The organism is Streptomyces sp. NPDC053426, assembly GCF_055585405.1.
Genome location: NZ_JBVJKE010000019.1, coordinates 54,412 through 73,502, shown reverse-complemented (window position 1 = coordinate 73,502; position 19,091 = coordinate 54,412). Strand labels below are relative to the sequence as shown.

The 19,091-nt window shown below is 72.1% G+C and carries 20 protein-coding genes; 11 read left to right on the top strand and 9 right to left on the bottom strand.

Features of this window, described 5'->3' with window-relative positions:
• The first annotated feature begins 36 nt into the window (after positions 1-36).
• A complete protein-coding gene (locus ACZ62B_RS31705) occupies positions 37-1,632 on the top strand; it encodes a serine/threonine-protein kinase (protein ID WP_469693040.1) in 1,596 nt (531 codons plus the stop codon).
• Between the two features lie 34 nt (positions 1,633-1,666).
• Here ACZ62B_RS31705 and ACZ62B_RS31700 read toward each other — a convergent pair whose 3' ends face one another.
• Positions 1,667-2,473 carry an SGNH/GDSL hydrolase family protein gene (locus ACZ62B_RS31700; protein WP_344561519.1) on the bottom strand — a complete coding sequence of 269 codons (807 nt, stop codon included), beginning with the start codon at positions 2,471-2,473 and terminating at the stop codon, positions 1,667-1,669.
• 598 nt (positions 2,474-3,071) lie between these two features.
• On the opposite strand from ACZ62B_RS31700, the gene ACZ62B_RS31695 reads away from it, so the two are divergent.
• The 4 genes from ACZ62B_RS31695 (at position 3,072) to ACZ62B_RS31680 (ending at position 6,851) form a co-directional block, all read left to right on the top strand.
• The gene (locus ACZ62B_RS31695) at positions 3,072-3,893 is read left to right on the top strand and encodes a glycosyltransferase family 2 protein (protein WP_344561521.1); all 822 of its coding nucleotides are present in this window, start codon (positions 3,072-3,074) and stop codon (positions 3,891-3,893) included.
• A complete protein-coding gene (locus ACZ62B_RS31690; protein ID WP_468723228.1) occupies positions 3,890-4,891 on the top strand; it encodes a glycosyltransferase family 2 protein in 1,002 nt (333 codons plus the stop codon). Before ACZ62B_RS31695 ends, ACZ62B_RS31690 begins: the two co-directional genes overlap by 4 nt.
• Positions 4,884-5,684, top strand: coding sequence for a polysaccharide deacetylase family protein (locus ACZ62B_RS31685; protein ID WP_344561525.1), 801 nt, complete (start codon positions 4,884-4,886; stop codon positions 5,682-5,684). The genes ACZ62B_RS31690 and ACZ62B_RS31685 overlap by 8 nt, the downstream gene beginning before the upstream one ends.
• Positions 5,685-5,756: 72 nt before the next feature.
• On the top strand, positions 5,757-6,851 hold the full coding sequence (locus tag ACZ62B_RS31680; protein ID WP_344561527.1) for a DUF5925 domain-containing protein: 1,095 nt from the start codon (positions 5,757-5,759) through the stop codon (positions 6,849-6,851).
• A 103-nt stretch (positions 6,852-6,954) separates the two neighbouring features.
• Here ACZ62B_RS31680 and ACZ62B_RS31675 read toward each other — a convergent pair whose 3' ends face one another.
• Positions 6,955-7,323 (bottom strand): GntR family transcriptional regulator, encoded by a 369-nt coding sequence (locus ACZ62B_RS31675; RefSeq protein ID WP_469692991.1) that lies wholly within the window; start codon positions 7,321-7,323, stop codon positions 6,955-6,957.
• Positions 7,324-7,394: 71 nt separating this feature from the next.
• Between ACZ62B_RS31675 and ACZ62B_RS31670 the strand changes: the two genes are divergently transcribed.
• Both ACZ62B_RS31670 and ACZ62B_RS31665 read left to right on the top strand, forming a co-directional pair.
• Complete coding sequence (locus tag ACZ62B_RS31670; RefSeq protein WP_344561531.1) at positions 7,395-8,324, top strand: GNAT family N-acetyltransferase; 930 nt, start codon at positions 7,395-7,397, stop codon at positions 8,322-8,324.
• Entirely contained in the window at positions 8,305-8,805 is a 501-nt protein-coding gene (locus ACZ62B_RS31665) for a ribonuclease FAU-1 family protein (RefSeq protein WP_344561533.1), read from the top strand. Before ACZ62B_RS31670 ends, ACZ62B_RS31665 begins: the two co-directional genes overlap by 20 nt.
• Positions 8,806-8,815: 10 nt before the next feature.
• Here ACZ62B_RS31665 and ACZ62B_RS31660 read toward each other — a convergent pair whose 3' ends face one another.
• Positions 8,816-9,436: a class I SAM-dependent methyltransferase gene (locus ACZ62B_RS31660; RefSeq protein ID WP_469692989.1), complete on the bottom strand. Its 621-nt coding sequence runs from the start codon at positions 9,434-9,436 to the stop codon at positions 8,816-8,818.
• 138 nt (positions 9,437-9,574) lie between these two features.
• Between ACZ62B_RS31660 and ACZ62B_RS31655 the strand changes: the two genes are divergently transcribed.
• Both ACZ62B_RS31655 and ACZ62B_RS31650 read left to right on the top strand, forming a co-directional pair.
• Positions 9,575-9,709: a hypothetical protein gene (locus ACZ62B_RS31655; RefSeq protein WP_344561537.1), complete on the top strand. Its 135-nt coding sequence runs from the start codon at positions 9,575-9,577 to the stop codon at positions 9,707-9,709.
• A gap of 196 nt (positions 9,710-9,905) precedes the next feature.
• Complete coding sequence (locus ACZ62B_RS31650) at positions 9,906-10,982, top strand: lytic polysaccharide monooxygenase auxiliary activity family 9 protein (RefSeq protein WP_469692987.1); 1,077 nt, start codon at positions 9,906-9,908, stop codon at positions 10,980-10,982.
• Positions 10,983-11,054: 72 nt separating this feature from the next.
• Here ACZ62B_RS31650 and ACZ62B_RS31645 read toward each other — a convergent pair whose 3' ends face one another.
• Together ACZ62B_RS31645 and ACZ62B_RS31640 are read right to left on the bottom strand one after the other, a co-directional pair.
• Positions 11,055-11,915 carry an esterase/lipase family protein gene (locus tag ACZ62B_RS31645; protein WP_344561540.1) on the bottom strand — a complete coding sequence of 287 codons (861 nt, stop codon included), beginning with the start codon at positions 11,913-11,915 and terminating at the stop codon, positions 11,055-11,057.
• A 174-nt stretch (positions 11,916-12,089) separates the two neighbouring features.
• The gene (locus tag ACZ62B_RS31640) at positions 12,090-12,536 is read right to left on the bottom strand and encodes a MarR family winged helix-turn-helix transcriptional regulator (protein WP_344561541.1); all 447 of its coding nucleotides are present in this window, start codon (positions 12,534-12,536) and stop codon (positions 12,090-12,092) included.
• Between the two features lie 81 nt (positions 12,537-12,617).
• On the opposite strand from ACZ62B_RS31640, the gene ACZ62B_RS31635 reads away from it, so the two are divergent.
• Entirely contained in the window at positions 12,618-12,992 is a 375-nt protein-coding gene (locus ACZ62B_RS31635; protein ID WP_344561545.1) for a cupin domain-containing protein, read from the top strand.
• A gap of 52 nt (positions 12,993-13,044) precedes the next feature.
• Here the strand turns inward: ACZ62B_RS31635 and ACZ62B_RS31630 are convergent, their stop codons facing one another.
• The 3 genes from ACZ62B_RS31630 to ACZ62B_RS31620 all read right to left on the bottom strand — a co-directional run bounded on the left by ACZ62B_RS31630 (position 13,045) and on the right by ACZ62B_RS31620 (position 16,920).
• Entirely contained in the window at positions 13,045-14,127 is a 1,083-nt protein-coding gene (locus ACZ62B_RS31630) for a S1 family peptidase (RefSeq protein ID WP_469692985.1), read from the bottom strand.
• Between the two features lie 424 nt (positions 14,128-14,551).
• Positions 14,552-15,457, bottom strand: a complete 906-nt coding sequence (locus ACZ62B_RS31625; RefSeq protein WP_344561547.1) for a S1 family peptidase — start codon at positions 15,455-15,457, stop codon at positions 14,552-14,554.
• Positions 15,458-15,768: 311 nt separating this feature from the next.
• Positions 15,769-16,920, bottom strand: a complete 1,152-nt coding sequence (locus ACZ62B_RS31620) for a DUF5685 family protein (RefSeq protein WP_344561549.1) — start codon at positions 16,918-16,920, stop codon at positions 15,769-15,771.
• A gap of 300 nt (positions 16,921-17,220) precedes the next feature.
• Between ACZ62B_RS31620 and ACZ62B_RS31615 the strand changes: the two genes are divergently transcribed.
• Positions 17,221-17,658 carry a cell division protein SepF gene (locus ACZ62B_RS31615; RefSeq protein WP_344561551.1) on the top strand — a complete coding sequence of 146 codons (438 nt, stop codon included), beginning with the start codon at positions 17,221-17,223 and terminating at the stop codon, positions 17,656-17,658.
• 39 nt (positions 17,659-17,697) lie between these two features.
• Here the strand turns inward: ACZ62B_RS31615 and ACZ62B_RS31610 are convergent, their stop codons facing one another.
• On the bottom strand, positions 17,698-18,888 hold the full coding sequence (locus tag ACZ62B_RS31610) for an acyl-CoA dehydrogenase family protein (protein ID WP_344561553.1): 1,191 nt from the start codon (positions 18,886-18,888) through the stop codon (positions 17,698-17,700).
• Positions 18,889-19,091: the final 203 nt, after the last annotated feature.

Here is a 19,091-nt window from a genome sequence, read left to right as displayed (position 1 = left end):
GGGGGCGCCGTGTCCGAAGAACCGGGCGGTGAGCGGGTGGTCGCGGGCCGGTACCGACTGCTGTCACCGCTGGGCGAGGGCGGCATGGGCACCGTGTGGCGGGCCCGCGACGAGCTGCTGCACCGCGAGGTCGCCGTCAAGGAGGTGCGCGCCCCGGCCGGGCTGCCGGCGTCCGACGTGGAGCGGATGTACGCGCGGCTGGAGCGGGAGGCGTGGGCGGCGGCCCGGATCGCCGACCGCAACGTGGTGACGGTGTACGACGTGGCCACCGAGGACGGCCGGCCGTGGATCGTCATGGAGCTGGTGCGCGGTCTGTCGCTGGCCGAGGTGCTGGACGCGGAGGGACCGCTGTCTCCGCAGCGGGCCGCGCACATCGGCGCGGAGGTGCTCGCCGCGCTGCGGGCCGCGCACGGGGCGGGGGTGCTGCACCGGGACGTGAAGCCGGCCAACGTGCTGGTCGCGAACGACGGGCGGATCGTGCTGACCGACTTCGGGATCGCCATGGTCGAGGGCAGTTCCGCCCTGACCATGACCGGGGAGGTCGTCGGTTCGCCCGAGTTCCTCGCGCCGGAGCGGGCGCTGGGGCGTACGCCCGGGCCCGAGTCGGACCTGTGGTCGCTCGGTGTGCTGCTGTACGCGGCGGTCGAGGGCCACTCGCCCTTCCGCCAGGACACCCCGCTCAGCACGCTGCGGGCGATCGTCGACGAGGAGCCGCCGCCGCCGCGCCGGGCGGGTCCGCTCGCCCCGGTCGTCGAGGGGCTGTTGCGGAAGGATCCGGCCGAGCGGCTGTCGGCGGAGCGGGCACAGCGGGATCTGCGGCTCGTCGGGGCGGGTGGCGCTCCCCGCGCGGACACGGCGCGTCCGGTGCCGTACGCCCCGACGGTGACCGCGCTGCCGCAGCCGCACCCGGGGGCGCACCCGCCCGCTCCCCCGCCGCCGGCCGCGGGAGCGCCGGCGGCGACCACCGCGGTCACCCGGCCCGGACGCGACCGGCGCGCCGCGATCGCCCTGGTGACGGGTGCGGTGGTCCTGGCCCTGGCGCTGGCCGGGCTGGCGTACGCGCTGCTGGACCGCGGGGACGGCGGACCCGACGCCAAGGGCACCGGGGGTCGGGCGAGTTCGCCCGCACACACCGGTGACGACGAGGACGACGGCGGCGGGACACCGACGACGGACGGTCCGACGCCGTCCCCCACCGCGAGCGAAGAGGAGGAGAAGGAGAAGTCCACTCCCCCGCCGCAGACGGTGTCGGTGACGGTGACCGGCGCGCACACGGAGTACTCCGGAAGCTGTCCGCCGGCGCACGAGGAGGCGCCCGCGTTCACGGCGACGTTCACGGTGGGGCGGTTGCCGGCCGAGATCTCCTACCGCTGGGTGGCCGAGGACGGCTCGGTGGACGATCCGGGCTGGCGGAAGCTGTCGTTCCCCGAGGGGGACGGGCGTACGAAGCAGGACACGGTGGTCGTGACGACGTACTCGGAGACCGGGACGTATCGGAGCGAGATCGGCGTGGAGGTCCGAAAGCCGGTGCGGACGGTCTCCGAGACGGTGCCGTTCTCGGTGACGTGCGAGCCGGAGACCCCGACGGACGGGGCCTCCGCTTCTCCTTCCGGTTCGGACGACGAGTACTGACCGGTACTGACGGGTGCTGACGGACGCCGACGGGTCAGGCCGCGGCGTCGAGCACCGGCAGATAGCCGCCGGACTGCCCGGCAGCCGTCGGGTGGTACGAGTTGCCGATGTTGAACCAGTCCACGCTGTGCAGCCAGGAGCTGCCGGAGCAGATCTCGTGGCCGGTGAAGGTGGGCCGTACGTCGCCGAAGGTGAAGCCGTGGGCGCCGGCGCGCTGGGCGATGGCGTTGTCGAGGTGGTCGGCGGCGTCGTTGATCGCCTTCCGCTTGGTCTCGGAGAGACCGACGCAGAAGGTGCCGAGCTTGTAGAACCGGGGGTAACCGAGCACCACGACCTCGGCGTTGGGGGCCCGGTCGCGGATCGCCGAGTAGACGCTGTCGAGCTTGCCGGGCAGCGTCGAGTCGACGTACGCCTTCGCGGTGGCGATCCGCGAGAGGCAGGAGCTGTCGGACTGGAGCACACAGGTCGTCATGACGTCGGCGAACCCCGCGTCGTTGCCGCCGACGCTGATCGAGACCAGGCCGGTCGAGGAGGAGAGCGGGCCGAGCTGCCCGGAGAGAACATCACCCGTTCGGGCGCCCGAGCAGGCCGTGAAGGCGAAGGACGAGGGGGAGTTGGCGGCCGCCCAGAGGTAGGGGTGGGCCTTCGTGCTGCGCTTGCAGTCGCCGCTGGAGGAGATGTAGCTGCCGGCTCCGACGCCGGAGGCATAGGAGTCGCCGAGCGCCACATAGCCGTCCGCCGCGGCCTGTTGGGACGCCTGGGCCGTCGTGGCCCCGGTGAGGGCGGTGGTGGCGGCGAGGAGAAGTGAGCCCACGAAGAGGGCAAGTCGGGAACGTCTCATGGAACCTCCCTTTAGCAGGATCTCTGCCGCAACCGTGGTACCAACTACGCGTGTTGACCGGAAGTGTCCATGCCAAGACTGTTACTGTTCAATCCTGGACCAAAACCGGTCGCAAGGACTTTTACGCCCTTGACGCCCTCTACGGGGTGCGTCAGATTGAAGCCCGGCATCCGACGCTTCGGGGGGCAAAGTCGGTCATACGGAAACACACATCACGGCAAGAGACTTACGTAACGGCCAAACAGACGAAAACGTGATCGGCCGTTCCAGGTCTTGCCATTCGGGTTCAATCGTCAATACCGTCATACATCTCACCCGCATCGGTCCGTCAGTACGCGGCTCCAGGGGAGGGCTCAGGACCGCGACGAACCGGCGCGGGGCGCGGTAGGGGGGTGCCGTGCTCGGTGACCGCATCGGTGACCGAGCCGTGCCGCGCGGTCGGCTGCCGTTTTCGCGGCCGGCCAGTCTTGCCAGCTCACCCGGCGTGCATGTCAGCACCATCGGCGTGCCCGTGGGGTGAGAACCCCCCTTTCGAACCGGACGAACAGCCGGGCCGCCCGAGGGGCGGGCGGTCCACCGGACGAGAGGGACCAGACTCATGAGCTCCGTTCTGCAGCCGGCGACCGAGGATCAGGATCCGCCGACCGCCCGCACCTACCGGCCCGTCTCCTCCCACCTGGCCATCGCGCCACCGGTGAGCGTGGTGATACCGGCCATGAACGAGGCGGAGAACCTGCCGTACGTCTTCAAGACGCTTCCCGACTGGATCCACGAAGTGGTCCTGGTCGACGGCAACTCCACTGACGGCACCGTCGAGGTGGCCCGCGAACTGTGGCCCGCCGTCAAGGTCGTCGGGCAGCGCGGCAAGGGCAAGGGGGACGCGCTGCGCTCCGGGTTCGACGCCTGCACCGGCGACATCATCGTGATGGTCGACGCGGACGGCTCGGCCGACGGCAACGAGATCGTCAGCTACGTCTCCGCGCTGGTCTCCGGCGCGGACTTCGCCAAGGGGTCCCGCTTCGCCAACGGCGGCGGCACCGACGACATGACGTTCATCCGCATGCTGGGCAACCGGGTGCTGTGCGCCGTCGTCAACCGCAAGTTCGGCGCGCGGTACACCGACCTCTGCTACGGCTACAACGCCTTCTGGCGGCACTGCCTGGACAAGATCGACCTCGACTGCACCGGCTTCGAGGTCGAGACCCTGATGAACATCCGGGTCGTCAAGGCCGGCCTCAAGGTGCAGGAGATACCCAGCCACGAGTACCTGCGCATCCACGGCACGAGCAATCTGCGGGCCGTGCGCGACGGGCTGCGCGTGCTCGGAGTGATCCTCGGGGAGCGCTCCAACCGGCGTGCGCTGCGCCGGCGCCCGCGCCCCTCGCCGCTGCTCGACACGGTCCGGGGGAAGGTGTCTTGAGCGATCCCGGCACCCCGGGCGTCTCGGTCGTGATCTGCGCCTACACCGAGGACCGCTGGGAGGACGTCCTCGCGGCGGTCGCCTCGGTACGGGCGCAGTCACGGCCGGCCCTGGAGACCCTGCTGGTCGTCGACCACAACCGGGACCTCCTGGACCGCCTGGGCAAGGAGTACAAGGAGACCGACGACGTGCGGGTGCTCGCCAACGCGGGCCCCCGCGGCCTGTCCGCCGGCCGCAACACCGGAATCGCCGCCTCGCGCGGCGACATCGTCGCCTTCCTCGACGACGACGCGGTGGCCGAGCGCGACTGGCTGAAGCACTTCGCCGAGGCCTACGACGACCCGCGCGTGATGGCGGTCGGCGGGCGCACCGAGCCCGTCTGGGCGTCGGGCCGGCGTCCCGACTGGTTCCCCGAGGAGTTCGACTGGGTGGTGGGCTGCACCTACCGGGGTCTGCCGCGCGGGCGCGTGCGGGTGCGCAACGTGCTCGGCGGCAACGCCTCCTTCCGGCGCGAGGCCTTCGACGCGGCGGGCGGCTTCGCCACCGGCATCGGACGCGACGGGAACAAGCGCCCGCTGGGCGGCGAGGAGACGGAACTGTGCATCCGCCTCAGCCGCGCCCGCCCCGACGCGGTCCTGCTGATCGACGACCGCGCGGTGATCCACCACCGGGTGCCCGAAGTACGGGAGCACTTCCGCTACTTCCGTACGCGGACCTATGCCGAGGGGCTGTCCAAGGCGCTGGTGGCCCGCAGTGTGGGGGCGGAGAAGGGGCTGGAGTCCGAACGCCGGTACACCACGCGCGTGCTGCCGGCCGGGGTGGTGCGGGGGCTGCGCGACGCCCTGCTGGCCCGTCCGGGCGGCGCGGGGCGCGCCGGGGCGATCGTGGCCGGGGTGCTCACGGCGGCGGGCGGCTACGTGGTGGGGAGCGTACGGGCCCGGCGGGGCGGGGTCACGTTCTCCGTGGTGGGGATCGGGGAGGGCGGCGGCCGTGACTGACGTACGCGTGCCGATCCTCATGTACCACGCGGTCGCGGCCGATCCGGGCGAGGCGACCCGCGCCCTGTCCGTGACCCCGGAGGCGTTCGCCGCGCAGATGGCGGTGCTCGCGGACCGGGGCCTCACCCCCGTCACCACGGCCGACCTGGCCGCGCACTGGCGCTCGGGCCGCCCGCTGCCCGCACGGCCGGTCCTCGTCACCTTCGACGACGGCTACGAGGGCGTGCACCGGCACGCGCTGCCCGTGCTCGCCGAGCACGGCTTCCCGGCCACCCTGTTCGTCTCCACCGGCTGGCTGAGGGGCCCGTACGACACCGGCGGCGGCCTGGACACCATGCTCGACTGGGACCAGGTGCGCGAACTGGCCGCCGCGGGCGTCGAGATCGGCGGGCACAGCCACAGCCATCCGCAGCTCGACCGGCTCGACGAGGACCGGCTGCGCTCCGAGCTGATCCTGTGCAAGGAGATCGTCTCCGACCAGCTCGGCTCCGTGCCCGCCTCGTTCGCGTATCCCTACGGCTACTCCAGCCGCCGGGTGCGCCGGGCGGTGCGGGAGACGGGGTACGCCCAGGCGCTCGCCGTCGGCAACGGTCTCGCCCGCCGCGCCCAGGGGCCGTACGCCCTGCGGCGGGTGACGGTGCGCAGGTCCACGTCCGCCGCCGAGTTCGAACGGCTGGTGGAGGGGCGGGCCGTCGCGCGCACCTTCGCCCGGGACCGCGCGCTGACCAAGGGGTACGCGGTGGTGCGCCGGGCCCGGCAGGCACCGGGGCTGATCCGTCGTCCGCCGGACTGAAGCGTGGACGACCGGCCGTGCGCGCTCCGCAAACCGGGTGCGCACGGCGCCCGGGTGACCGATCATGGCGGCATGTCCGCGCAACCGCACGACGCACTGCCGATCCGGCTCAACGTCGACGACGGCGACTCCCCGTCCGATGTCGTCGACGCGCTGTTCCTCGGCCGCTTCGCGACGGGCGAGCAGCCGTACTCCCACGCCGTCAACATCGACCGCGTACGCTCCGGCGCGACCCTGCTGCCCGCGCACGCGCGGGTGCTGCGGCTGGCCAGGGACGACGACCGCAGCGCCACCCTCGCCGAGGGCGAGGGCTGGACCCTGCTGGTCTCCCGCTGGAACCGGGGCGCCGACGTCACGGTCACCGCGACCAGCGCCGAGCTCGCCGCGAAGATCCTGGACGAGGCCACCGACGGCGCGGCGGACGAACCCGAACCGCAGCCGGAGAACGTCACCATGGGCTTCTGGTACGTCTCCCCCAGGCGCGGCCCGCACCGCACCACCCGGCAGATCTCGGCGGGCACCTGGGAGGAGATCCGGCCCAACTACACGGCGCCGGTGGCGGACGCGATGGACCGGCTGATGAAGACCACCCCGGAGGACGTCTCGGGCCGGCTGCTCCTGCTGCACGGCCCGCCGGGCACCGGCAAGACCTCCGCGCTGCGCACGCTGGCCCGGTCCTGGCGGGACTGGTGCCAGGTGGACTGCGTGCTGGACCCGGAGCGGCTCTTCTCCGACGTCGGCTATCTGATGGACATCGCGATCGGCGAGGAGGACGCGGCCGGCAAGGGCCGCTGGCGGCTGCTGCTCCTGGAGGACTGCGACGAACTGATCCGGGGCGAGGCCAAGCACACCGCCGGGCAGGCGCTGTCCCGGCTGCTGAACCTGACGGACGGTCTGCTCGGCCAGGGCCGCAACGTCCTGGTCGGGGTCACCACCAACGAGGACCTGGAACGCCTCCACCCGGCCGTGGTCCGCCCCGGCCGCTGCCTGGCCCGCATCGAGGTGGGCCGGCTCACCCGCACGGAGGCGGTGACCTGGCTGGGCACCGAGAAGGGCATCACCCGCGAGGGCGCGACCCTGGCCGAGCTGTACGCCCTGCGCCGGGGCACCTCCCCCACGTCCCTCCCGGAACCACGCGGCGACACGGAAGCGGGCCTGTACCTGTAACCCCCTGGGGGCGCGGGACTGTATCGACTTGCGGCTCCGCCGCGCGGGCGCGACCAGCCACAACGAACCCGCAGCCGGAATGCCACCCCCACTCCTACGGCGCTCACGCCCCGTAAGCCGCACGCAGTGCATCCCGCACGGCAGCCAGTGCCTCCTCCTCACCCGACCCCAGCCGTCGCGCCCTGGCGGCGAAATCCTGCGCCGCGGAGGCGAGTTCCCGCTCCGCCGCCTCCCCCGCGGCGGCGATCCGCGTCCCGTTCCGCCCCCGCGTCTCGATCACCCCGTCCGCCTCCAGCGCCCGGTACGCCTTGGCCACCGTGTTCGCGGCGAGCCCGAGCGTCTCGGCCAGCCCCCGCACCGTCGGCAGCCTGTACCCCACGGGCAGCGCTCCCGACCGTGCCTGCTCGGAGATCTGCGCCCGTACCTGCTCGTACGGGGGCGCGCCGTCGTCGATCCGGATCTTCAAGGTCACGGCCCGATTGTCGCGCACCCCGGCGGAAAATAGGAGGCACCCCGGACGCGGCCCCCGTAGCGTGCGCCTCCATGACAGTGTCCGTCCGCGCTCTCCGCCCCGACGCCCGCGCCGACCTGGAGGGCTTCGCCCGCGTCCGGCACGCCGCGTTGCCGTTCGTCCTGGTCACCCCGGAGTCCCTGGCCCACGACCTCACCCGTCTCCACCCCGACGCCCACTACCGCCCGCTCGTCGCCGTGGCCGACGGCGAGGTGATCGGCACGGCGCAGGTGCACCTGACCCACGAGAGCGCCGAGCCCGGCCAGGGCAACGTCAACGTGTACGTGCACCCCGGGCACACCCGCCGGGGCGCCGGGACACTGCTGGTGCGCGCCGCCGAGGAACACCTGACCGCGCACGGGGCGACCCGGCTGTTCGCCTGGGTGGTGGACGAGCCGGGCAACCGCGTCTTCGCCGAAGCGCACGGCTACCGGGCGAGCCGCGCCGCCCACTTCCTCCGCCTGGACCTGGCGAACGGCACCCTGCCCCCGCTCCAGGACCCGCCGCCGGGCGTGGAGTTGCGCCCGGGCTCGGACTTCGCCGCCGACCCGCGCCCGCTGTTCGAGCTGGACGCGGAGACGACGGCGGACGAGCCGAGTGACGTGGACACGGAGTTCACGGACTACGAGGCGTGGCTGGAGGAGACCTGGCGGCACCCGCTGTTCAGCGCCGAGCTGACCACGGTGGCGCTGGTCGACGGCCGTCCGGCCGCCTTCTCCGCGGCCCGCACGGACGGCGGCACCCGGTACGGCACGGTCATGACCGGCACCGCCCGCGCCCACCGCGGCCGGGGCCTGGCCAAGCTCGCCAAGAACGATTCCCTGCATCGTGCCCGCGCGGCCGGGTACACGGAGGCGTTCACGGGCAACGACACCGGGAACGGGCCGATGATCGCGATCAACAAGTGGTTCGGGTACGAGATCTGCGGGACGGAGGTGCGGTATGTCCGCGCACTCGGCTGACGGGCCGACGCTGGTGGAGGTGGTCCTCGTCAAGGCGGGACGGATGAAGATCCGCTACCCGGCCGAACTCCTCGCCGACGACGGCACCCGCGCCACCGTGCGCGCCCCCTGGGCGGGTGACGGCGTGCGCGACTTCGGCTTCGTCCGCTTCGAGCCCGGTGACGTCTTCACGGAGCACTACTGGCGCGACCGGTGGTACTCGGTGAAGGAGGTCCGCGCCGCCGACGGCACCCTCAAGGGCCACTACTGCGACATCACCCGGCCGGCCGAGCTCTCCGGCGGCCGGCTGGTCGTCGAGGATCTCGACCTGGACCTGTGGGTCTCCGCGGACGGCACGGACGTACGGCGGCTGGACGAGGACGAATTCGCGGCGAGCGGTCTGCTCACCACGGATCCCGAGGCGGCGGCCGCCGCGGTGGCCGCCCTCGACGAGCTGGACGCCCGGGCCCGCGAGGGCGGGTTCGGCGCGCTGCTCGTCTGAGGGTGCCGGGTCAGTCCGGGACCGCGACCACCGCGTACCGCTCGTCGTCCACGTCCCGGCCCCACAGCGCCGTGTCCTCGGACAGCCGCTCCACGTCCACCCGCCCGCCGAGCGGGGCCAGGAGGGCGGTGAGCCGGCCGGCGGGTATGCCGACCGGACTCACCGTCCCCCACACCCCCTCGACCAGCACCAGCCGTCCTCCGGGGCGCAGCAGGTCCCGCCAGTGCCGCAGCGCCCGGTCGGGTTCGGGCAGCGTCCACAGCACGTGCCGGACCAGGACGGCGTCGTAGCGCTCCTCGCCGACCGGTGGTGCCGTCGCGTCGCCGACGAGGAACACGGCGTCACGTCCGGCGAGCTTCTCCCGGGCGAGCGCCACCATCGCCGGGGACCGGTCGACGCCGGTCACCCGGTGTCCCCGCTCGGCCGCGAGGAGGGACAGGCTGCCGGTGCCGCAGCCGAGGTCGAGGACATCGCCGGGCCGTTCCGGCAGCCAGGCCCGCAGCCGCGCCGCCCAGGCCTCGCGCACCCGCGGGTCGCGCAGCCCGTGGTCCGGCTCCTCGTCGAACGCGGCGGCCTCCGCGTCCCAGTCGACACCGTCCGTACCCGTCCCGTCACCGCCGTGGATCGTCATGGCCCCAGAGTGACACCCACCACTGACAATCGATTCGTGACAGCGGCCACAGACAGAACGGGACCGATGAGGAACTCTCCCCCGAAAGGTCTACCTCCGTGAGAACACGGAACCCGGTGGACCCTGAAGGAGGCAGCCATGCGCCGTGTCACCGTGCAGAAGCCCCCGAGGAAGACGGACGCCCGCCGGACCCGTGAGGAGGCCGACGAGCGCCCCGCGGGACGACCCGAGGTCCGCAAGGACATCGCCCGCACCTGGTGGCCCGACGGCTGACCGTCCGGGCACCCGCCCGATCCGGGCACTTACCTGATCCCAGCCTGAGCACTCCCTTAACGCGGCCATAAGGATCTCCCTCCGCGGCCTTCGACAGGCGATTCCGCTGGTTCGGGGGGCTAGTTTCTGAGCCACCCCCACGGGATTCATCACCCCCCACCCGATCCAGTGATCGCTGTCGAGGAGTTGCTGCACCATGCCCGCACGCCGCAAGGCCGCTGTCGCCACCGCCGTCGGTCTCGTTCCGCTCGCCCTGACCGGGCTGTCCGCCGCGCCGGCGTCCGCGCACGGCTCGATGGGCGACCCGGTCAGCCGGGTCTCGCAGTGCTACGCCGAGGGTCCGGAGAGCCCGAAGTCGGCGGCGTGCAAGGCGGCGGTCGCGGCCGGCGGCACCCAGGCGCTGTACGACTGGAACGGCATCCGCATCGGCGACGCCGGCGGACGCCACCAGGAGCTCATCCCCGACGGCAAGCTGTGCAGCGCCGGCGACGAGGCGTTCAAGGGGCTCGACCTGGCCCGCGCCGACTGGCCGGCGACGAGCGTGAGCAGCGGTTCGTACACCTTCAAGTACCGCGTGACCGCCCCGCACAAGGGGACCTTCAAGGTGTACATCACCAAGCCCGGCTACGACCCGTCGCAGCCGCTGGCCTGGGACGACCTGGACCTGGCGAACCCGGTGGCGACCTCCACCGACCCGGCCGCCTCGGGCGGCTTCTACACGTTCGCCGGCACCCTCCCCGAGCGCTCCGGCAAGCAGCTGCTGTACGCGGTCTGGCAGCGGTCGGACAGCCCGGAGGCGTTCTACTCCTGCTCGGACGTCACGTTCGGCGGCGGCTCCCAGGCGGGTGGATCGCAGGCGGGCGGGGGCCAGACGGACGGGGACGAGACCGGCAACGGCGGTGAGGCCGCCGGTTCGGGCGACACCCCGAAGGAGGCCGCCCCGGCGCCGACCGCCTCCGCCCCCTCCGAGGAGCAGATCGAGGCCGGTGCCGACAAGTCGACCATCGAGAACCACGGGCACGGCGACGACGACCCCCACACCTCGGCGGAGCCGGCCGCGGCGGACGACGGCACCGCTCCGGAGGCCGCCGACGACGGCGCCACCGGCAACCAGGTGAAGGCGGCGGGGTCGTCGCAGAACCTCGCGGAGACCGGCGGCGACGGCAACACCCCGTACCTGATGGTCGGCGGCGCCGCGGCGCTGGCGCTCGGCTCGGCGGCGCTGTTCGCCTCCGCGCGGCGGCGCGCGGCGACCGGGCGGCACGGCCGCTGAACCCGTCCCGGGGCCCTGTCCGGCGGCTCAGGCCGGACAGGGCCCCGATGCGCGCACCCGCGTGTACACGTGTCAGTCGAACACGGAGGCGCAGGTGGTGGGCTCGGCGTGGGCCGGGTCGAGGGCGTTGGCCACCTCGTGGAAGGCGACCCGGTCGAACAGTCCGATCGCCAGGTGCTCGGACAGGTCGAGCGGGCAGAGGTCCTGGAGCAGGACGTTGCGCACGTTCGGTCCGGTCAGGAATCCGCTGCGGTAGGGGGTGACGACCTCGTCGTACCGGGTGGCGATAACGGTGTAGCGGACGCCGGGCACGGTGTCGCCGCCCTCGTTGAGCCTGGTGAGGAAGTCGGAGCCGGCGATCTGGTCGGCGAGGGCGGGGGTGGCCTCGCTCAGCAGGTCCTCCGCGCCGGGGAAGTACGGCAGCAGCCGGGTGAGGCCGCCGAGGGTGGTGCCGTGGTTGCTGGGCGCGATGCCGACGAGGGCGTTCACCTCGTCGGCTCCGCCGAGGAACTTGAGGTAGTGACGCGGCATCATGCCGCCCTGGGAGTGGCCGACGAGGTCGGCCTCGGCGGCACCGGTGGCGGCGAGCACCTCGTCGACGAAGGCGTCGAGCTGTTCGGCGGACTTCTCGGTGGGGCCGAGGCCGTGGAAGAAGGGGACGCCGGGGAGCTGTCCGTAGTCGAGGGAGAAGACGCAGTAGCCGCGGTGCTTCAGGTAGGGCGCGAGGCCCAGCCAGTTGTCGACCGAGTTGCCGAAGGTGCCGTGGACCAGGACGACGGGGCGGGGGTGGGCGGTGGAGGGTTCGCAGGACCAGTCGTTCCAGCCCGAGTCGGGCGCGGTGGCGGCGTGGGCGCCGGCGGCGGTGGGGAGGGTGAGGCCCGCGGCCAGCAGCAGCGCGGCGAGGGGTCTGATCACTCGCTTCCAGGGCAGCATCGCGTGATCTCCTTGCGGTACGGGGGAAGGGTGGGGGCCTTGCTCCCTGTGATCCGGATCACGAGGACGCTGTTCACTCGTCAAGTTACGGACGAGTAGTAAAACTGGGAAGTTACGCGTCGGTAAAAACTTCCGGCGTCAACCGGCGGCGACGCACCCGCACCTGACAGTGCGTCACCAAACGGGACGAATCGGCCCGTCGGGCGCGATGCGCAGCAGCTTGCGCGCCAGTTCGCGCGCCTCCGCCTCCCCCAGCACCTCGCCCCAGGCCCGTACGGCCTCCACCGCCGCCTCCTCGGCCGCCCGGGTGCAGGCCCACCCCGCCTCGGTCAGCACGACGAGCCGGGCCCGCGCGTCCGCGGGGTGCCGGCGCCGCTCGGCGTACCCCTTGCGCACCAGCTCGTCGACGAGCTGGCTCGCGGCCTGTTTGGTCACTCCGAGGTGGACCGCCAGGTCGGTGACCGTCGCACCGTCCGGGGCGAGCCGGGTGAAGGCGAAACCGTGCGCGGGCCGCACCCCCTCGAAGCCGCGGGCGACCACCCCGTCATGGATGCGCCGGGTGAGCTCGCCGGCGACGGCGAGCAGGGCGGCGGACAGGGTGACGGCCTCGGAGTTCTGCACGGGGAAATTCAAGCACCTTGACGAAATGGTCAAGTGGGTTGACCATATGGTCAAGTTACTTGACTATTGAAAGGGGCCGTCATGCCCGTCGTCCGCCCGTCCGACGCCGTCGTCCACGAGATGCACGGTGCCCGTTTCGTCTCGTACGCCACTTCCTCCACCGGCAGCAAGGAGCTGTGCGCCTGGCGGGGCGAGATCCCCGCCGGTACGAGGGCGCCCGCGCACACCGTCGACCGGGAGGAGATCTTCCACCTTCTCTCCGGCGAGCTGCTGATCACCCTCGACGGCACCACTCACCGCGTCACCGCCGGCGACACGGTGATCATCAACCCCGGCGCGACCCTCGCCGTCGAGAACCCGGCCACCGAGGTCGCCGTCTCCTGGGTCACCACCTCCCGCGGCCTGGAGGCGACCCTGGCCGACGGCACGCGCGTCGTGCCGCCGTGGGCCGAATGAGACCGGCCCGTTCCTCTGCGCGGAGGAACGGGCCGGTCGTAGGAGGCGGGGTTCAGCCGATCTGGGTGCCGGTCGCCGAGAGGGCCTCCGTCACCGGCTGGAAGAAGGTCGTACCGCCCGAGGTGCAGTCGCCGCTGCCACCGGAGGTGAGGCCGACCGCGCTGCTGCCGGAGAAGAGCGAGCCGCCGCTGTCTCCGGGCTCGGCGCACACGTCGGTCTGGATGAGACCGTTGACGATGTCGCCGTTGCCGTAGTTCACGGTGGCGTCCAGACCGGTGACCGTGCCGGAGTGCACCTGGGTCGTGGAGCCGCTGCGGGTCACCCGCATGCCGACGGTGGCCTCGGCGGCGCCGGAGATCGCCTGCGTGGAGCCGTCGTAGAGGTTCACCTCGCTCGGGTGGGCGACGTCGGCGGTGTACTTGACCAGGCCGTAGTCGTCGCCCGGGAAGCTGGAGTCCACGTTCTCGCCGATCACGGTGCCTGAGGAGTCCGACCAGGTGGAGATCCCCTCGGTGCAGTGCCCGGCGGTGAGGAAGTGCGGCTCGCCGCCCTTGGTCACGTTGAAGCCGAGCGAGCAGCGCCCGCCGTTGCCGGTGATGGCGTCGCCGCCCGCGACGAAGGGCTTGTACTCGCCCTTGGTGCGCTGGAGTTCGGCCTTGGCGCCGAGGGAGTCGACGACCTTCGTCAGCTTGGCCCACTCGGCCTCGGAGACCGTACGGTCCGCGGTGACGACGACCTTGTTGGTGGTCGGGTCGGTCACCCAGGCGGTGCCCGGGATGGTGGCGTCCTGCTCGAGGGTGGTGCGCGCGCTCTTCAGCTCGGCGAGGGAGTTCGCCACGACTCTCGCCTCGGCGCCGGCCGACTCGACGGTCTCGGCGGCGGCCTCGTCGAGCACGTTCACCACGAGGGCCTTGCTCTTCGCGTCGTAGTACGTTCCCGCCGCGTCGGCGCCCAGGTCCTGGGTGAGCGTCGAGGCGAGCTTTCCGGCCGCTCCGATCGAGAGGGTCCGGGGCGCGGAGTCCGCCGGGACCTCGCTGGCGTTCGCAGTCTGGAAGGTGACCGCGCCGGCGGCCAGTGCGGCGATGCCCGCACCCGCCATGACCGCACGTCGCCCGGGTATGCGTCGGTGCTTCAACTCACGTCCTCCTGTGGGGGGACGGTCCGGGAGGTTGTGGGGACCTCATCGGACCGGAAGGTGTACGGCGACGGGGGCAGAACACAGAAGAAGCCACGCCCGTGCCGGTCGAACGGCGCCTACTCTTCCGAACCCCACAGGGAGCACACAAGGTCGACTTCAGGACGCGCGTACGACAACGGCCGTGCGCCCCCTATGTCCTGACAGGTCATGGACACGCAGGGCGGTTCGCACTGCAAACGCTACGAGGGAGTAACCGGCGGTACGGTACGCGGGATTCCGCCTTGGCTTGAATTCGACCCCTCGTGCCCGTGGCAAGGGTGAGCCCCCGCACGGCGATCGCCGTGCGGGGGCTCGTGGTGCTGCCGGCTGCGAGGGGGGATCCGTGGGACCGGTGGTGCCGGCCGGTCCCGGCGGGCCGCTCCTAGTAGACGCTGACGCCGTAGGCGCTCAGGGCCTCCGTCACCGGCTGGAAGAAGGTCGTACCGCCGGAGGAGCAGTTGCCGCTGCCGCCGGAGGTGAGACCGTACGCGGTGCCGTTGCTGCCGTAGAGCGCGCCACCGGAGTCGCCGGGCTCGGCGCAGACCGTGGTCTGGATCAGCCCGCCGACGACGTCGCCGCCGCCGTAGTTGACGGTGGCGTTCAGGGCGGTGACCCGGCCGCTGTGGGTGCCGGTGGTGGAGCCGTCGCGGATGACGGTGGTGCCCACGCTCGGGGTGGCCGCGCGGGTGATGTCCACGCCGTTCGCGGTGCCGGGCCGGCTGACGGACCCGGTGTACCGGACGATGCCGTAGTCGTTGCCCGGGAAGCTGGACCCGGCCGTCGAGCCGATGGCCGAGGTGCGCGCGGAGTTGGAGTACCAGGTGCCCGCGCCGTCGGTGCAGTGACCGGCGGTCAGGAAGTACTCGGCACCGCTGCTGCTGCGGACGTTGAAGCCGAGGGAGCAGCGCCAGCTGCTCGCGTAGATGGCGTCGCCGCCCTGTATGAGCTTGCTGATCTTGCCCGGGGTGCGCTTGACGGTGATCGCGGCGGCGTCGTCCCCGGCCTGCCGCTTGATCTTGTCGATCTCGGCCTGGGAGACGGTGCTGTCGACGGTGAGCAGCACCCGGTTGGTCTTGCTGTCGACGGCCCAGGCGGTGCCCGGGACGTCGGCCTCCAGCACCGAGCCGCTCACGCTCTTGAGTTCGGCGGAGCTGAAGGTGGTGGGGGTCTCGGCCGCGTTCGCGCTGGGGACCACGATCGCGGCGGCGGCCACGAAGCCGGTGGCTACGGCGATCAGCCGAGTCCGTCTCGAGATGCCGCTGCGGGGGGTGGTGCGCTTGATCCTCACTTCTCGTTCCTCCACAAAAGGAAGTAGGGGGCCCTCGTGGGGTTTATGGGCCCGTGAGGCGCAGCCAGGGAGCCTGGTGCCCGGATTCCGAACACGCCGTGCCCCTGACAAGCGCTGTGAGAAGCGAGTATTCGGCCGACCGACCGTTCGGCGCAAGGGTGCCTTTTGGCCGTGAACCTTTGAACCTTCTATGAGATTTGATCCTCGCGCGGGATCGCGTTACCCGTGGTCACACCCGCATCGCGCAGGCGTCACGGCCGGTCGAACAGCCGCACGGTGTCCGGAATTCGCCCCTCCGGATAGCCGGTCCGTCAGCAGTCGCAGCCGCAGTCGCAGCCGTCGCAGCACCCGTCCTCACCGCAGCAGTTGCAGCACTCACAGCAGTTGCAGCAGTCGCCGCACCCGCCGCAGTCGCAGTTGGCGCAGGGCCCCTGCTTCTGCTCCCGGCTCCAGGGGTCGTCGTAGGTGCCGCAGCACAACTGGCAGGTGCAGGCGAGCCCCAGCCACACGGCGCAGCCGGCCAGCAGTCCGCGCCGGTCGCGGCGCGGCGGCTCGGGGGGCAGCGGGCCACCGGGGGTGCCGGGAGGCGCGTAGGGGCCGGTTCCGTGGGCACAGGAGACCGTACCGAAGGCGCGATGGACGGAGTTGGGCAATTCATGGACGAGCAGCCGGTGCGCGAGACCGCCGTCCTCGAACTCCACCTCGCGCAGCGCGAGCCGGATGCCGTGCACCGCGTCGTCGGCGAGCCGGCGGGCCTCCTCCAGCGGGGTCCCGGTGGCGGTGAGCGGGTTCCAGGCGCCCGAGGCGGCGTCGGCCTCCCGGTCCTCCACGGCGTCCAGGAGATGCGCGAGACGCCCGAAGAGGCGTCCGGCCTCCGCGAGCGGTACGGCGTTGCGCGGCCGGCCGGCCAGCACCGCGGTGTGCGCGAAGGCCGCGGCCGTCGCGGTCTCGGTCGGCTCGGTGACGGTGAGGATCGGGGTGCCGGGCCCGGCGAGGGTCTCGATGCCGGTCTGCCGGTCCACGGCGTCGACGAGGACGGCGGTGTCGAACCCGACGTCCGAACCGGTCCGCGCTCCCGCCCGGTCCCAGCTCGCGGCGACCCGCCGCGCGGCGAGCGCGACCGGCCTGCGCGCCAGCATTCCGTCGCCGTCGGCGACATGGTCGCGCACCTTGGCGGAGGCGAGGACGAGGGAGACGGCCGCCGCGAGCCGCGCGCCCTCGCCGTGCGCGACGGACGCGGTGCGCATGCCGCGCAGCGGACACGGTCCCGCGGTGCGCCGTCCCGCGTCCGGGCGTTCCGACTGAGCCTCCGTCAGGACGGATATGAGGAGCCCGTCATAGTTGGTGACGATCCGCGCGAGCTGCCCGTGGTCCCCGCGCAACGCGAGGCACAGCCCGCACAGATGGGCCATCCACTGGGCGGTGAGCTTCTCCCCGAGCCGGTGCCGACACGGCCTGACCATTCCGAACACGACGTTCCCCCGTGCAGTTGTACGACGTTCAGCGGCGGCATCGTATCGGCCCCGGTGTTCACCCGTACGCACCCTTCCTCACCCGTACGCCGGGAAGAATCATATTTCACTCACAGTCAGCAGCCGTTTACACCAGGACCCTTGGGAAACCCGGACTCTCGACGGATGAGCTGTGCACCAGTACCGTCACAAACCCCCCGCGCGGCGTCTATCCACTTGGCGCGACGTCCGCATCATGGACGACCATAGGGATGCGGAAAGCAGACAAGACCGCTGTGAGAGGAGGCGTCCATGGGATCGGTACGCAAGGCGAGTGCCTGGCTCGGCCTCGTCGACGACAACGAAGACGAGCGTTACTACGACGACGACTACTCCGACGGGGCCGAGTCCGGCGAGGCCTGGGTCACCGATCCGCGGGTCAAGGTGGCCGCGGACGTCGCCGAGGAGAGGGGGCGCCGGATCGGCACGGTCACCCCGGACAGCTTCCGGGACGCCCGCGCCATCGGCGAGCTGTTCCGCGAGGGCGTGCCCGTCATCATGAACCTCACGGCCATGGACGCCGGTGACGCCAAGCGCGTCGTCGACTTCGCCGCGGGCCTGATCTTCGGTCTGCGCGGTTCCATCGAGCGGGTGTCGAACCGGGTGTTCCTGCTCAGCCCGGCCGACACCGAGGTCGTCAGCGGCGAGCCGGCCGCGCACCGGTCGGACGGCTTCTTCAACCAGAGCTGAGGCAGGGCCGCTCGCCGGCCCTGCCCCCCCTCGAAAGGCTCACCGGAAGGCGTCGAGCCCGGTGAGCGCCTTGCCCAGCACGAGCTGGTGCATCTCCACGGTGCCCTCGTAGGTGAGCACCGATTCCAGGTTGGTCGCGTGCCGCATCACCGGGTACTCGAGCGAGATCCCGTTGGCACCGAGGATCGTCCGCGCCGTGCGGCAGATGTCGATGGCCTCGCGGACGTTGTTGAGCTTGCCGAAGCTGACCTGCTCGGGACGCAGGCGGCCGGCGTCCATGCGCCGCCCCAGATGGTGGGCGAGCAGGATCCCCTTGTGCAGTTCGACCGCCATGTCGGCGAGTTTGGCCTGGGTGAGCTGGAACCCGCCGATGGGCCGCCCGAACTGCTCCCGCGACTTCGCGTAGTCGACCGCCGCCTCGAAGGAGCTCCGCGCGGCGCCCATCGCGCCCCAGACGATCCCGTACCGGGCGTGCGAGAGACAACTGAGCGGACCCTTGAGGCCGGTCACCTCGGGCAGCACGGCGTCGGCGGGCAGTCGTACGTCGTCGAGGACCAGCTCGCTGGTGACGGAGGCGCGCAGTGACCACTTGTGCTTGATCTCGGGCGCCGAGAAGCCGGGGGTGTCGGTGGGCACGACGAAGCCGCGGATCCCGTCCTCGGTCCCCGCCCACACCACGGCGACCCCGGCCACGGAGCCGTTGGTGATCCACATCTTGCGTCCGTCCAGCACCCAGTCCCCGCCGTCGCGCTTGGCGTGGGTGCGCATCGAGGCGGGATCGGAGCCGTGGTCGGGTTCGGTGAGCCCGAAGCAGCCGATGACCTCGCCGGACGCCATCCCGGGCAGCCACCGCTGCTTCTGCTCCTCACTGCCGAAGCGGTGGATGGCGTACATGGCGAGCGAGCCCTGTACGGAGACCAGGGAGCGGATCCCGGAGTCGGCCGCCTCCAGCTCCAGACAGGCGAGCCCGTACTGGACGGCGCTCGCGCCCGCGCAGCCGTAGCCGTCGAGGGACATGCCGAGCGCGCCGATCCCGCCGAGTTCCCGGGCCAGTTCCCGGATGCCGGGCAGTTCGCCCTTCTCGTACCAGTCGGCGACGTACGGGAGCACCCGGTCGGCGGCCCAGGCGCGCACGGTGTCCCGGACGGCCAGGTCCTCCGGCTCCAGCAGGTCGTCGAGGCCGAGGGGGTCGGCGGGGTCGAAGGGGGGCAACTTCGCGGACGCGGACATGGGGGCACCCTCCGGGAACGACAAAACTAGCAGTGCTAGTTACGGCTCTGGGCCGACGTTACGCGGCAGTCTCCCGCACGTCCACCCCGCTCTCCCAGCCGCGCGGCGCTCGTTCCCCGCTCGTCGAGAGGTGCGCCTCTCCCGGGGGGCGCGCCGCCGTCGGCGGCTCGCGGTGGGCGGGGCGCACGGGCGGCCGTGACGAC